The 13,320-nt window shown below is 49.8% G+C and carries 10 protein-coding genes and 1 pseudogene; 6 read left to right on the forward strand and 5 right to left on the reverse strand.

Translation table 11 applies throughout. From position 1 onward, the window contains the following. Positions 1 to 34: 34 nt before the first annotated feature. The 3 genes from M5R41_05070 to M5R41_05080 form a co-directional block, all read right to left on the reverse strand. On the reverse strand, positions 35 to 1,009 hold the full coding sequence (locus tag M5R41_05070; GenBank protein ID MCZ7555759.1) for a transcriptional regulator: 975 nt from the start codon (positions 1,007 to 1,009) through the stop codon (positions 35 to 37). A 569-nt stretch (positions 1,010 to 1,578) separates the two neighbouring features. Beyond that, positions 1,579 to 2,670, reverse strand: a complete 1,092-nt coding sequence (locus tag M5R41_05075; GenBank protein ID MCZ7555760.1) for a HigA family addiction module antitoxin — start codon at positions 2,668 to 2,670, stop codon at positions 1,579 to 1,581. A 26-nt stretch (positions 2,671 to 2,696) separates the two neighbouring features. Further along, entirely contained in the window at positions 2,697 to 3,041 is a 345-nt protein-coding gene (locus M5R41_05080; protein MCZ7555761.1) for a type II toxin-antitoxin system RelE/ParE family toxin, read from the reverse strand. 321 nt (positions 3,042 to 3,362) lie between these two features. Between M5R41_05080 and M5R41_05085 the strand changes: the two genes are divergently transcribed. The 6 genes from M5R41_05085 to M5R41_05110 all read left to right on the forward strand — a co-directional run bounded on the left by M5R41_05085 (position 3,363) and on the right by M5R41_05110 (position 10,890). Next, positions 3,363 to 6,347 (forward strand): Eco57I restriction-modification methylase domain-containing protein, encoded by a 2,985-nt coding sequence (locus M5R41_05085; GenBank protein MCZ7555762.1) that lies wholly within the window; start codon positions 3,363 to 3,365, stop codon positions 6,345 to 6,347. A 52-nt stretch (positions 6,348 to 6,399) separates the two neighbouring features. Further along, positions 6,400 to 7,017 (forward strand): superinfection exclusion B family protein, encoded by a 618-nt coding sequence (locus M5R41_05090; protein ID MCZ7555763.1) that lies wholly within the window; start codon positions 6,400 to 6,402, stop codon positions 7,015 to 7,017. Positions 7,018 to 7,055: 38 nt separating this feature from the next. After that, complete coding sequence (locus M5R41_05095) at positions 7,056 to 8,024, forward strand: HTH domain-containing protein (protein MCZ7555764.1); 969 nt, start codon at positions 7,056 to 7,058, stop codon at positions 8,022 to 8,024. Between the two features lie 162 nt (positions 8,025 to 8,186). After that, positions 8,187 to 9,455, forward strand: coding sequence for a DUF4041 domain-containing protein (locus tag M5R41_05100; protein MCZ7555765.1), 1,269 nt, complete (start codon positions 8,187 to 8,189; stop codon positions 9,453 to 9,455). Between the two features lie 51 nt (positions 9,456 to 9,506). Then, complete coding sequence (locus M5R41_05105) at positions 9,507 to 9,959, forward strand: hypothetical protein (protein ID MCZ7555766.1); 453 nt, start codon at positions 9,507 to 9,509, stop codon at positions 9,957 to 9,959. A gap of 238 nt (positions 9,960 to 10,197) precedes the next feature. After that, positions 10,198 to 10,890, forward strand: a complete 693-nt coding sequence (locus M5R41_05110; GenBank protein ID MCZ7555767.1) for a hypothetical protein — start codon at positions 10,198 to 10,200, stop codon at positions 10,888 to 10,890. A gap of 86 nt (positions 10,891 to 10,976) precedes the next feature. Here the strand turns inward: M5R41_05110 and M5R41_05115 are convergent, their stop codons facing one another. Further along, the gene (locus M5R41_05115; GenBank protein MCZ7555768.1) at positions 10,977 to 12,014 is read right to left on the reverse strand and encodes an IS630 family transposase; all 1,038 of its coding nucleotides are present in this window, start codon (positions 12,012 to 12,014) and stop codon (positions 10,977 to 10,979) included. 182 nt (positions 12,015 to 12,196) lie between these two features. After that, a pseudogene (locus M5R41_05120) lies at positions 12,197 to 13,243 on the reverse strand (IS630 family transposase). Positions 13,244 to 13,320 lie beyond the last annotated feature (77 nt).

Below are 13,320 nucleotides of genomic sequence, written 5' to 3' on the forward strand. Positions count from 1 at the left end.
GCAGGGCTTGCGCAGTGCGCCGGAGTACGCGCGTTTACCCTTTCCGGTACATTTTCGCCACGGCGGAAGCGGTCTTTCGGATCTCCCTGCGCAGCGTTGCGGGTTCGAGCACCTCGGCATGCGCACCCCAGCGCAGTATCCATGCGACCAGTTCGAGCGAAGGACCGACGCGCATGGAAAGAATTACGCCGCCGTCCTCGAGGGCTTCGATACGCTGACTGGCGTGCCACTGGCGATCCTCGACGGAGGGGCGCACCGTTGCGTCGAAGCGAATACGTACGTCCTCCGGCTTCTCATACCAGATGCCGAAATTTCCGGCAAGAAAGTTTTGGAGATTGAAGTCCGGGTCGCGTTCGAAGGTCTGGTCCAGCAGTTCCGCGGCTTTCATGCGGTTCATGGCCAGGTAAATCAGATTTCCGTAACGCGGTTGCTTCCCGACCACGTACAGCGCACCGCCGTAGAGCAGCAATGAATAGGGATGGAAAAGATAGCGTTTGTCGCGGTACTGCACGCGGCACACCCTGCCCGACAAAATGCCGCGAAACACGGCATGCAGCGCTTCGGCATAGCCGCCGGGCAGCGCCCTTCCGGGCTGATAGTTGTACACGTACTGTTCGCCGGTAAACGCCGAGGGGACAGCCAGCGCCCCGCTCGGGAGCAACTGCTCCAGCTTCGCGAATACCGCGTTGATATCCTCCCCTATCCGCGTACCCTGAAAAATGCCGGCGGATTGCGACAGCAACACCGCCGCGAGCGTTTCGTCCGCCGTGAGCGTCTCGGGAATATGGTCGAACGCCCGTTCGAGCGAATAGTGATATTCGTTATGCGCTCCCCTTCTGCTCACGATAGGAATATTGGCGGACGACAGATCGCTGAGCGTGCGCTGAATGGTGCGCCGCGTAATCTCGCCGTCGAAGAAATCGTACAGATCGTTCACAGTGACCTCGCGCTCCCTCGCGAGCTTCAGGAGAATGCGCAGCGAGCGCTGAAGCTTGGTATTGTCGGCCATGATCGCTCCTCGTGAGGATACAAAGGTACATGATCAGCACTAAGATCGACAATTTCCGTCAAACTGAGCAGCCGTCGGGCCCTGAGCGTAGCGAAGGGCAACTACCGTCGAAGGGCCAACGTCCGCGTTTTTACACTCTTCACAAGTACCGTCCGGATGCTGACATAAGCTTCGGCCGAGGCCCGGAAGCGAATCCGAGGCCTCTCCCCATCACGTAGAGACCTTGCATGCAACGTCTCTACATGATGGGGAGCCTTGAACTCTGCTCCAAACATCGTCCTCGGTGTTCTCCTTCTTCTAGCTCGGAGTAGCCGGCGTCAAATGCTGCGCAGGTACTCCCTGAGCCACTCAGTCCCAAATCTTCCGGAAACAGGATCGTATCCTTCTTCGGAGATCTCAGCCGCCGCCCGGTGCCCTCCTTCCACAGGCCTGAGACGTTCGCCGGATGGATAAAGGAGGGCTCCAGTGTGCGGGAGCGTTTGTGCGATTTGCCGGGGATTGCCTGAAGCGCGGCCGATGCATCAGGTGGTCAGCACAAACGCGTATTTCACATGGCGAACCGAGCAACGTTACGCGAACAAGTCAATCTTGTGTCTGAACCCATTACCAAAATGAATTGGAATGAGCCGTAAATATTGCAGTCTGCCGATGATGACGCCTGCGGGAGTCCTGAATTTTTCTGCGAACGAGCAGATCATTTTTTCTGTCAGCGGGGCTGATGCGACGATTTCCTGCAATTCGCTTTCAGGCAACAATATCCTTGCTGCAAAAGAATTGGCTTCGCTCTCTTTCTGTCGGTCAATGTCTGCGCCTTCAACATTTTCCAGGAAAATATCTTTCTTGCCATGCCAAATGATATGTGCCGCTTCATGAAAGAAGGTGAACCAAAAATGGTCGTTGGTTTTATATCTTCCCGAAAGCTGAATAATGGGTTTGTTATGAAACCAGCGCGTGGCGCCGCTTATGGGAGCTTTGGGCAAATTCTGTGTGAATACAACCGCCACACCGCATGCGGCACATATGCGTTGTAACTGTTGCGCAAAATCATCGGGCATCAGGAAGGCAAGTTCTTTTATTTCACTCAAGGCATTCCTGAAATTGCTTTTGTTAAACTCCGCCAATACAATTTCTTTTGCCTGTATCTCTCCTTTGCGCAGCCAGGCGGAAACAGCATGCGGACTTTGCGTATGTGCCAGAGAAACGCGAAAAGCTACCGAAACTTCCGCGTCAATGTAAATACGTTTCCATTCCCCGGCGGAGGCGACGGAAAAGAACTTCAACAAGCTCTCAACTAACAGGTTTTTCTTTCTGGTGTCGGGCAACCAGCCGTATTTTCGCATTGCTGCCACAGGAAATGCACTCAACCAGTCTTTTTCCTTTTCAAGTTCCGCCTGTTGCTGCAAGGCATACAGCTCCTTCCGGTATGACGTTTCTCTGTTCAGCCAAAAGCCGGCAGGAATACCCAGAACGTTCTCCAACTGAAAAGCGGTTGCGGTCGTAATCGGCTCTCGTCCTTTAATGATGTCGTTTATCTTCTCCTTGGGCCTTCCCATTCGCTCGGCAAGTTCGGCCTGGCTCATGCCAAGATAATCGAGATGCTCCTGAATGGTGTCGCCGGGAGGTGAAAGGAATGATGCTGCTATTTCAATGTTCGTTGCCATGACGTTTCGTTTTTCTGTCTGTTTTTCTAGTGATAGTCTTCGATGTCGTTAATCTGAATTTTGGTAATTTCTTCCCACTCCAATCCTCCATCATCTTTTTTGGGTATCGGGTTATGCTTCGGCTCAAAAACCATCCTGTAATTCGGAGACACATCTACCGCCAATTCACCTTTACGGTCGCCCGTCAGTTCGTGGCATCGCGCCGCCGGAAGCGTCCTCATGATCGCCAGCGTATCCGCAGCGGCCAATTCCTGAAGACGTTGATTCACTTTCCTGGCAAGCTGGCCATAATTTTTTAACAGCTCTTTAGGGTCGGTCAAGCGCTTTTCAAGGCTTCGGCTTTTGTAACTGATTTCCACTTCGCGGATCATAGTATTAACGATAAAGGTTAACAAAATTTAAGCATCCTCTCTGAAGAAAGCAAATCGGTCCAAGATTCTCTCGGAATACCAGCGATCCGAAACCGCTCAACCCTCTGCTGTTCACCTTGTCTCGGCTCGACTGTTATAACGAAGTCTGGGAGACGTCCGCCGGGGTACGGGCGCGTTAGCTCAATGTACCGGTGCCGCATGGTCGACGATTACCTCCACCTATGCCGGACCGATTCCTAAGTCTTGATTTTCTCTCTCGCGTTACAAGAATTTTCTTCGTACATTTCGTAGTAGTCTATCATTATTTGTGGGTTCCCCTTGATGTTTGAATCCGCCTTCGCGTCCGTTGCCGAGCTTGTGAGCACCTTCCAGGCCGGGGAAAAGTATTACCTCAGTCCCGCGTATCAGGAACAGGAAGCGCGCCGCGATTTCATCGACCGCTTCTTCACGGCGCTGGGCTGGGATGTGATGCATGAAACGCAGAAGGATCCCTACAAACAGGAAGTGAAAATCGAGAAAAAGCCGGACGTGCGCACGCAACGCCGGGCGGACTACGCCTTTTATCTCGCACCGGATTACCGCAATCCGGTGTTTTTCGTGGAGGCCAAGAAACCCTCGCGCAACCTGAAGAATGCCGACGATTACTTTCAGGCCGTGCGCTATGCCTCGAGCGCCAAAACGCCCATCGCGGTGCTGACGGATTTCGAGGAATTCCACATACTCGACGCGCGCTTCAAGCCGGATATCTCCACGATTTCGGGGCGGCTGGTCAAGCAATTCCATTACTCGCAGTATGCGGACAAGGACGCCTTCGCCGAACTGTACTATCTCTTCGGCCGCGAAGCGGTGGAGGGCGATGCGATATCGCGTTTCGTGGACGCCCTGCCCCGACCCAAAGCCGGAGCGGGCAAGCAGCAGCGCCTCGCGCTCGAAGACACACGCGAAATCGACGCCGCCTTTCTGGCCGAGCTGGACGACATGCGCCTCATCCTGGCGAAGGCGTTCAAGAAGCGCAACGAGGATTGGGACGGCGAGTTGCTCACCGAGGCCGTGCAGCGCTGCATAGACCGCATCGTGTTCATGCGCTTCCTGGAAGACAAGCTCATCGAACCCGATCTCGAAATCGGATCGCTGGGCAAGAAAAAAGGCGTGTGGGAGGAGTTTCTCGACACGTCGCGGCGCCTCAACGCCAAGTACAACGGCGTGGTGTTCCGCGCGCACAGCATAGACGTGCCGGCGTGCAAGGGTCCCGACGAAGCCGAGTTCGCCGCCGTGCTTGCGCGCTTTTCGCGGGCCGAGTCGCCGTACGATTTCAACGCCATTCCCATACACATACTCGGATCCATTTACGAGCGCTTTCTCGGCAAGGTGATACGCGCCACCGCCAAGCAGGCCAAGGTCGAAGAAAAGCCCGAAGTGCGCAAGGCCGGCGGAGTGTATTACACCCCCGAATTCATCGTGCGCTATATCGTGGACCGCACCGTGGGCGAAGTGATAAAAGATCGCACACCGGCGCAGATCGCGGGCATGCGTTTTGCGGATATCGCCTGCGGCAGCGGCTCCTTCCTGATCACCGTGTTCGATACGCTGCTGCGCTATCACACCGAATGGTACAACGCGCATCCCGACAAGGCGAAGAAAGACGGCTGCCACGAGCTGGACGGACGCTGGGTGCTTTCGCTGCGGCTCAAGCAGAACATACTCCGTAATTCCGTGTTCGGCGTGGATAAGGATGCGCAGGCTGTGGAGGTGACGCAGCTCTCGCTGTACCTCAAGCTGCTGGAGGACGAAAGCACCGCCACCGCCAACGAAATGCAGACGCTGTTTCACGAGAAAATCCTCCCCGATCTTTCGAAGAATATCATACCGGGGAATTCGCTCATCGAGTCGGACATACTCGACGGCAACTTGTTCAACGGCGACGAAGAGCGCGACCTCTACCCACTCGATTACCGCCTCGCCTTCCCCGAGGCCATGAAAAACGGCGGCTTCGATGTGGTGCTCGGCAATCCCCCCTACGTGCGTCAGGAGACGCTGGGTCCCGTGCAGAAGGGCTATTACAAGACGCATTACAAGGTGTATCACGGCGTGGCGGATCTCTACGCCTACTTCATCGAGCGGGCGGTGACGCTGCTCAGGCCCAAAGGACGCTTCGGATACATCGTGGCCAACAAATGGTTGCGGGCCAATTACGGCGCCCGCTGCGCGGCCTGGCTCAAGCAGCAGCATATAGAAGAAATCACCGATTTCGGCGATCTGCCCGTCTTCCCCGGCGTCACCACCTATCCCTGCCTGCTGTTTATCTCCAAAGATGAGCCCGCCGACAGCTTCGAGGCCGTAAAAATCGACACACTCAACTTCGAAGACCTGCACGAAGAGCGCCGCCGCCTCGCCTACACCGTGCGGCAAAGCACGCTCAGCGACGAAGGCTGGTCCCTCTCCGACGAGCACACACAGGCCCTGCTCGAAAAAATCCGCGCCGCCGGCATTCCGCTTTCCGAGTACGTCAAAGGCAAGATCTACTACGGCATCAAAACCGGCCTCAACGAAGCCTTCGTCATCGACGACGCCGTACGCGCGCAGCTCATCGCCGAGGACCCGCGCAGCGCCGAGTTGATTAAGCCCTTTCTGGCAGGGAGGGATATCAAGAGGTATGAGCCGTTGAAGAGCAACAAATGGCTGATCTTTACCCGACGCGGCATAAACATCAAGGATTATCCGGCCATCGAACGCCATCTAAAGCAGTTCAAGTCCCGCCTCATGCCCAAGCCAAAGAATTTCACTGGCACGAATTGGGAAGGCAGAAAACCCGGCAGCTACAAATGGTACGAGCTTCAGGATACGGTGGATTATTATGAGGAGTTTGAGAGGCCAAAGATCATCATTCCGGCCATTGTCCAGAAGGCATCGTACGCGTATGATGATCAAAGCTTTTACTCAAACGACAAGACCGCGATAATCCCGACAACCGATCTGTACCTTCTCGGCCTCTTGAACTCGAAAGTGCTCGACTTCTTCATGCACAGCATCTCCGCAACCAGGCAAGGTGGCTATTACGAGTACAAACCGATGTACGTCTCCCAACTCCCGATTGTCGTGCCCGACAAGGACGACAAACATGCGAATACGTTACGAGCTCAAATCGAGGACCTCGTGCGGCAGATGCTCGATGTGAGGAAGCGCCTTGCATCGGCTAAGACGGAGAAAGATAGGACGTACTACCAGTCGCGAGTCAGCTCGATCGAGCAGCGGATTGATGAGGTGGTGATGGAGATGTATGGGGTGAAGGAGATTTTTCCTAGTTGATAACAGGAAACGATTCAAATGTTTAAGTCACATAAGTCTTTGAGATGAATCTGTGAAAACAATTGCGATTTTGGTCCAAATAGCCGCCGTCATCTTCGCACCCATATTGGGAGCAGTAATACTGGATGCAAATCAGAGACATACAGTTTTATCACTATTCGACTCTCCATCTACATTCTCATTTTTTCTATTTTTTTCTGTCGGAGCAATAATAATCTCCTATCACCTTGGCAATTGGATTGGGTACCGCCGCATTTCAGCAGAAATATTAAACAGAGGAAAAGAGATAATACCGACATCGATATCTGAGAAAACGATTGAGATAAGCTCAACCGTTGAGCAAGTTGAGCGATACAGGCGTAAACTCAGAACACTAACAGCTAATGAAAAATCTCTCCTCACGCGGCATTTTACGAAACCAGATAGCAAATCTTCAGTCTTACCAAACGAAGATGATACTGTTCGATCTCTGTCACGAGCATCAGTTATACATGTAGTAAACGCAAGGTCAACGCACAACCAAAATGCTGAGTATTGGATTGCGGAATGGGCTTGGCAAATACTAAAAATGGAGCCTTATTTATTGCAACCCGAATCGCACAGACAGAAATCACCAAATAACCGTCCCTTCAAACGTAATAACCATTTAGACGGGCTGGACAATTTCTGAGTCAATCCAAAATTCGAAATAATGTTCTGAGGTTTTCAATGGCCATTTATTCCTACCTTGAACTCGCCTACGATGTTCTCAAAGCGTCGGAACAGCCTTTAACTTACCAGGAGATCTGGAATCTTGGTGTGGATAGGCGATTGGCGGACAAAATCAGGACAAAAGGCAAAACACCTTGGCAAAGTCTCGGCGCTCAACTTTACGTGGAGGTTCGGGACAATGAGGACTCCCGCTTCATAAAGGTCGGAAAACGGCCCGCGAGATTTTTCCTGAAAGAACGGGAAAGGGAACTGCAACCTGACTCTGTTGCCAAAATCGAAAAGGAAGAAGCAAAGAAGAAAGAAACGAAAACAACGTATCACGAGCGAGACCTCCATCCCCTTCTCACCTATTTCGCCTACGCCAATCCCACCTTCAACCGAGGCCGATCGATTTTAACGAAAACGATCTATCATGAGAAGTCGCAGCGATCAGGCTACAATGAGTGGGTTCATCCGGATATCGTTGGGTTCTACCTCCCTCTGGATGACTGGCGACCCGATGTGATCGAGTTTAACCGCTTGTCGGACAACAACTCCCTTCGACTGTTTTCGTTCGAGCTTAAGCGGAGTCTGACAAAAGGCAACTACAGAGAAGCATACTTTCAGGCCGTCTCCAATTCATCATGGGCACACGAGGGCTACCTGGTCGCCGCCGAGATCCTTCAGGACGACGAATTTCTTGCAGAACTCGAGCGACTTGCCTCCTCCTTCGGCATCGGCATCATACACCTAGACCCTACAGACATCGACAGCTCAAGCATTCTCTACCCAGCTCGAGGGAGGGCCATACTTGATTGGGAGACCATCAACAAGCTGTGTGAGCAAAACACAGATTTCGAGAAATTCTTGCAGGATGTGAAGATCGATTTCGAGTCGAAGCGGATTCACCGGGCTGAGTATGATGAGGTGGTGAAGGATATTCAGTATTACATCAAAGACAAGCTAAAGATCGAAGGGACCACCTAGAAATGAGCGACCTGCAAGCCATAGTGCGCATGCCCACTGTTCTGTTCTACGCGCAGACCTTCATAACCAATGTAATCGAATTCGACAACAAGCCCGCAGCATAATCTACCTTGATTATAGAATGATCAATTGCAAAACTATAAACGTAAACCGGAGGACTAGATGAGCTTCAAGGATATTTTCAATGCATCTTCGATTCGAAAGGAAAATGAAAGACTTCAAAAATTCATCGAAGAAGTCGGTGCAGGCGATGCACTTAAATTGAAAAGTAAAATCGAAGAGATGGAGATTGAGTTAAAAAGGATCTCAGAGAAAAACGTAATTCTCCAATCAGAGATGCATCAAATAGAGAAAGAGATTAGTCAGAAAAAATCAGAAATCATTGTTTTAGATGAAGAAATACTTCTTGAATCATTTGCGTTATACAAACCGAAATATGATTTCATGAGCAGCGATGAATACAAAGATCGTCTTACTGAATGTAGAGATAAGCAAAAAGATTTAATCAAATCTGGGATGGCTGTCCTGGCGAATGAAAGTTGGACCGTAAACAACAGCAAGGCCGAGGGTAAGAAAATGGTGAACGACATGAAAAAGCTCATCCTTCGGTCGTTCAACAATGAATGTGATTACTGTGTCGACAATGTCAAGTTCAACAACATGGATTCTCAGGAGAAAAGAATTGAGAAATCGTTCGAGACTTTGAACAAACTTGGACGAATTATGAATGCAAAGATAACCGACGCATATAAAAAATTAAAGTATGAGGAACTTTTCTTAGCTTTCGAGTATCAGCAGAAAAAACAAGAGGAGAAAGAAGAGCAAAAGCGTGTGCGTGAAGAATTACGGGAGCAGCAGAAATTGGAGCAGGAGATCAGGCAGGCAAGGGAAAGGATAGCAAAGGAAAAGAAGCACTTCAATCAAGCAATAAAGGACCTTGAAAAGAAGTTGAGTGAAGCGTCTGATGAATCCATGCGAAATCAGATACTTGAAAAACTCGAAGAGGTGAAAGGACAGTTCAATGAGCTTGAGAAAGAAGAAAAGGTCATTGACTATAGAGAACAGAATGCAAAAGCAGGATACGTGTACATTATCTCCAACATCGGCGCCTTCGGTGAGAATGTTTATAAAATTGGTATGACGCGAAGGCTTGAACCCATGGATCGAATCGATGAGCTGGGTGATGCATCTGTACCCTTCTCCTTTGACGTTCACGGCTTAATATTTTCCGATAATGCTCCGGCGCTAGAAGCAAAACTCCAGGAGCATTTCTACGAAGGACGGTTAAACAAGATGAATCATCGGAAGGAGTTTTACAGAGCGGATATTTTTGAAATCGAAAAGGTTGTTAAGGAGAATTACGATAAGGTGGTTGACATCGTGAAGGAAGCCCCAGCCGAGCAATATCGCGAAAGCATGAAACTTAATTGAGCACTCAGATACAGGTAATCCTTTTTACAAAACGACTAGGAGGGCAGACTCATGGCTGGTGGCGTAGGTATTTTACTTTGGCTCGCATTATGTGGCGCAGTTGCCGTATACGCTTCTAATAAAGGTCTTTCCGCTCTTGGGCTCTTCATGCTATCCTTCTTCTTTACTCCGCTTGTAGGTATCATTGTTGCGATTTCGAGCGAACCAGGTGGAAGCAAATCATCTATGAGCAAAGTTGGAAGTGGCGATCTCCGTCCTTGTGCAAAGTGTTCGAAAGGTCTACGACCGGAGGAAAGGGTTTGCAGGTATTGCGGCACAGACCTGTCCATAGTGTTCGATGAGGAAAAGAAGCAAATCGATTCATATATCTTAGCGGGCAAGAGTGCTCTAGATATAAGAAATGAAATGGGTTTATCTCCCACTGGCGTCGTTGCACGATTTAAGATACATTACGGAACTCACCTCATCAATGAGATCAAGGTGCAGGTGGGGGATACTCGCTGAGTGGAGTCAGGTCGTCACAAAACCAAGCTCGACATCAAATGGCGCGAAGACGAATCCGAATACGACATTGACAATCTCCCCGACCCCCGATATCATCACCGCGGAATTCATCGAGAATTTGGAAGTGGCACAGTAGAGCTTTAGATGGGTGGTGAAGAACCGATAGCACTATTCGTATCATTCTTCTCTTGGATACACACCTTTACACTGTCTTTATGACAGACATGGAGAAACGGGCATGTTCAATCGACTCATCGTAATTGGAATCGCGGTTATTGCGATCTCGTATCCGGTCCTATCACAAGAGCTTCAGGATACCTCGTCTTCTGGTGGTTCTATCGTGCGATGGTTGCACAGGCATGTCACGGAGCATCTTTGTGGTTATGATGTTCGATGCTTCTTTGGTAGGAAAAATCAAATTGATAGCATCCGCGCAGATGCGAGCCATGCTCCGAGTGAAGGATTGTACCTCGTTCCCGAACGGTTATACTACAAAGAAGGTGGTACGATCTCCCCTGAAAAGTATTCAGCATTGTCTACCTGTGATAAAATAGCTGGGAAGCCTATCTTAATCGGTACCTCTTTCCACTCATCGGGTGAAATGAGTTTCGAGGGTTATGTGAGTCCTACACGAGAGTTACTCGCTGGAGTTCAAAGCGCGGAGTTCATCAAGATTTCAAATTCTCGATTCCCGCATGGTCTCACAAAGCATCGATTTACTGCAAAAGATGTATCAATCGTTCAGTCACGTTTCCTACAAGAAGTTACGATTAGCAACTGCAAGTTCGACAATCTATACTTCCAAATCGACACACTCCTGTCGTCGTGGCACATCAAGAAGAGTAACGTTCAAAATTTGCTTCTACGCGAATTGACAGCAAACGGCAGCATCTCGATAAGTAATACAAAGATTGAGAAGAACCTTACTTAGGAAGATATTACCGCGCATCAAATAGTGATAGACGGCGGCACCTTCCAAAGTATTTTTATTAACCCGGCCATCATATAAAGTGCACTTCATGCAGCGTACCTGATCGACGGATGAGTAAAATATTTCATAACGCACTTTGGAGATTTGTTGAGCATCTGCATATGCGAAGAAATGGCGTCTTTCAGCTTTTGCTTGTCACGGATAGGCGGCTTCGAGTGCACGCCTGCCTTCAAATCACAATTGAGGTACTCGTCAGGATTCAGTTCGGGAGAATACGAGGGGAGGTAGAATATTTCGATTTCGTTGGAGTGCTCGATCAGCCACTCTTTGACAATCTTTGCATGGTGCATTTTAAGATTGTCCAAGATCAGGAAGATCTTACGCCCTTCTGCTCCACGTATCAAACGCTTCAGGAACTTGATGAACACCTGCGCGTTCAGTGTGCCATCGTAGATCATCCACCGAACCAAGCCCTGATTGGTCACTGTCGATATCATATTGACCGATGTGTACTTTGCCGACAGTCGGACGACGGGTGTACTACCCTTTGGTGCATAACTGCGACCATGCTGACTGTCACTGCGTACGCCAGTTTCGTCCCCCCAATGGATCTCGGCATTCTCTGCTTTTGCACGCTCCTGAATAGCGGGGTATTCCTCCTCAATCCAGGCACGCACCGCTTCTGGACGTTGCTCGTACGAGCGTTTTGTTGGCTTTTGGGGTGTAAATCCCCAGCGTTTGAGATAATGTCCGACGGTGCGAATAGGCATGGTGATTCCAAACCGGAGCTTAATCAGTTCCACGACAGCTTGACGCGTCCACAGGGCAAAACTGAGCTTGAGTTGATCAGGCATCTTATCAATGATGCAACGCTGGACTTCGTCTTCCTGCGCCTGGGTCAGCGTTCTGTTCATGCCCTCTTTAATGCCACGCTTTTTGGACTTGATTGCGCTTGCACCATGTTCTTCGTACTGCCGGCACCAAATGGAAACGCTATTCCTACTTGCATCGATGATTTGAGAAATTTCTGTGTACGTCATGCCCGTTTTGCGCAGACGGATCGCTTGCTTGCGCAATTGTTCCTGAGCCTCGGGAGACAGCGTTCGTGCATCTTGTTTTTCCATGATACCAATATACCATATTTCTCATTGAAAATCAAGATATTTAATGGCCGGGTTAATAATAGAGAGATGGAAGCTGATGTTCACAGATATATGAATAAGCACAAAATCGATTTAGCAGGAGAATTACGAGCAATGTATTAAAGTCATATATTTATTAACCCGGCAATCATATAAATTGCATTTCATGCCGCGTACCTAATCGAAGGGTGATAAAAATACTTCATGACACGCTTTGGTGATTTGTTGAGCATCTGCATATGCGAAGAAATAGCATTTTTCAACTTTTGTTTGTCACGGATCGGAGGCTTGGAGTGCACGCCCGCCTTCAAATCGCAATTGAGATACTCGTCAGGATTCAGCTCGGGAGAATACGAGGGGAGGTAGAATATTTCGATTTCGGCGGTATGCTCGGTCAGCTACTCTTTTACAATCTTTGCATGGTGCACTTTCAGATTGTCCAAGATCAGGAAGATCTTGCGCCCTTGTGCTCCGCGTACCAAACGCTTCAGGAACTTGATGAACACCTGTGCGTTCAGTGTGCCATCGTAGATCATCCACCGAACCAAGCCCTGATTGGTCACTGTCGATATCATGTTGACCGCTGTGTACTTTGCGGACAGCCGGACGACCGGCGTACTGCCTTTTGGTGCATAACTGCGATCATGCTGACTGTCGCTACGGACTCCCGTCTCGTCGCCCCAATGGATCTCGGCATTTTCTGCTTTCGCACGCTCTTGAATAGCGGGGTATTCCTCTTCAAGCCATGTGCGCACCTCTTCTGGACGTTGCTCGTACGAGCGTTTTGTTAGCTTTTGGGGTGTAAATCCCCAGCGTTTGAGATAATGTCCGACCGTGCGAATAGGCATCGTGATTCCAAACCGCAGCTTAATCAGTTCCACGACAGCTTGACGCGTCCACAGGGCAAAACTGAGCTTGAGTTGATCAGGCATCTTATCAATGATGCAACGCTGGACTTCGTCTTCCTGCGCCTGGGTCAGCGTTCTACTCATGCCCTCTTTAATACCACGCTTTTTAGACTTGATCGCGCCTGCACCATGTTCTTCGTACTGCCGACACCATATGGAAACGCTATTCCTACTTGCATCGATGATTTCAGAAATCTCTTTGTACGACATTCCCGTTTTGCGCAGACGGATCGCTTGCTTGCGCAATTGTTCCTGAGCCTCGGGGGAAAGCGTTCGTGCATCTTGTATTTCCGTGGTACCAATATACCATATTTTTTAACCAAAAACAAGATATTTAATGGCCGGGTTAATATTATAGCACAATGGAGATAAATAATCAT

The sequence above is a fragment of the Bacteroidia bacterium genome, assembly GCA_027493955.1.
Lineage (GTDB): Bacteria > Bacteroidota > Ignavibacteria > SZUA-365 > SZUA-365 > JAOSJT01.

Excerpts from the sequence above, each read along its gene's own strand:
- M5R41_05070 (MCZ7555759.1), bottom strand. The coding sequence starts at position 1,009 with ATGGCCGACAATACCAAGCTTCAGCGCTCGCTGCGCATTCTCCTGAAG.
- M5R41_05075 (MCZ7555760.1), bottom strand. The coding sequence starts at position 2,670 with ATGGCAACGAACATTGAAATAGCAGCATCATTCCTTTCACCTCCCGGC.
- M5R41_05080 (MCZ7555761.1), bottom strand. The coding sequence starts at position 3,041 with ATGATCCGCGAAGTGGAAATCAGTTACAAAAGCCGAAGCCTTGAAAAG.
- M5R41_05085 (MCZ7555762.1), top strand. The coding sequence starts at position 3,363 with ATGTTTGAATCCGCCTTCGCGTCCGTTGCCGAGCTTGTGAGCACCTTC.
- M5R41_05095 (MCZ7555764.1), top strand. The coding sequence starts at position 7,056 with ATGGCCATTTATTCCTACCTTGAACTCGCCTACGATGTTCTCAAAGCG.
- M5R41_05100 (MCZ7555765.1), top strand. The coding sequence starts at position 8,187 with ATGAGCTTCAAGGATATTTTCAATGCATCTTCGATTCGAAAGGAAAAT.
- M5R41_05105 (MCZ7555766.1), top strand. The coding sequence starts at position 9,507 with ATGGCTGGTGGCGTAGGTATTTTACTTTGGCTCGCATTATGTGGCGCA.
- M5R41_05110 (MCZ7555767.1), top strand. The coding sequence starts at position 10,198 with ATGTTCAATCGACTCATCGTAATTGGAATCGCGGTTATTGCGATCTCG.
- M5R41_05115 (MCZ7555768.1), bottom strand. The coding sequence starts at position 12,014 with ATGGAAAAACAAGATGCACGAACGCTGTCTCCCGAGGCTCAGGAACAA.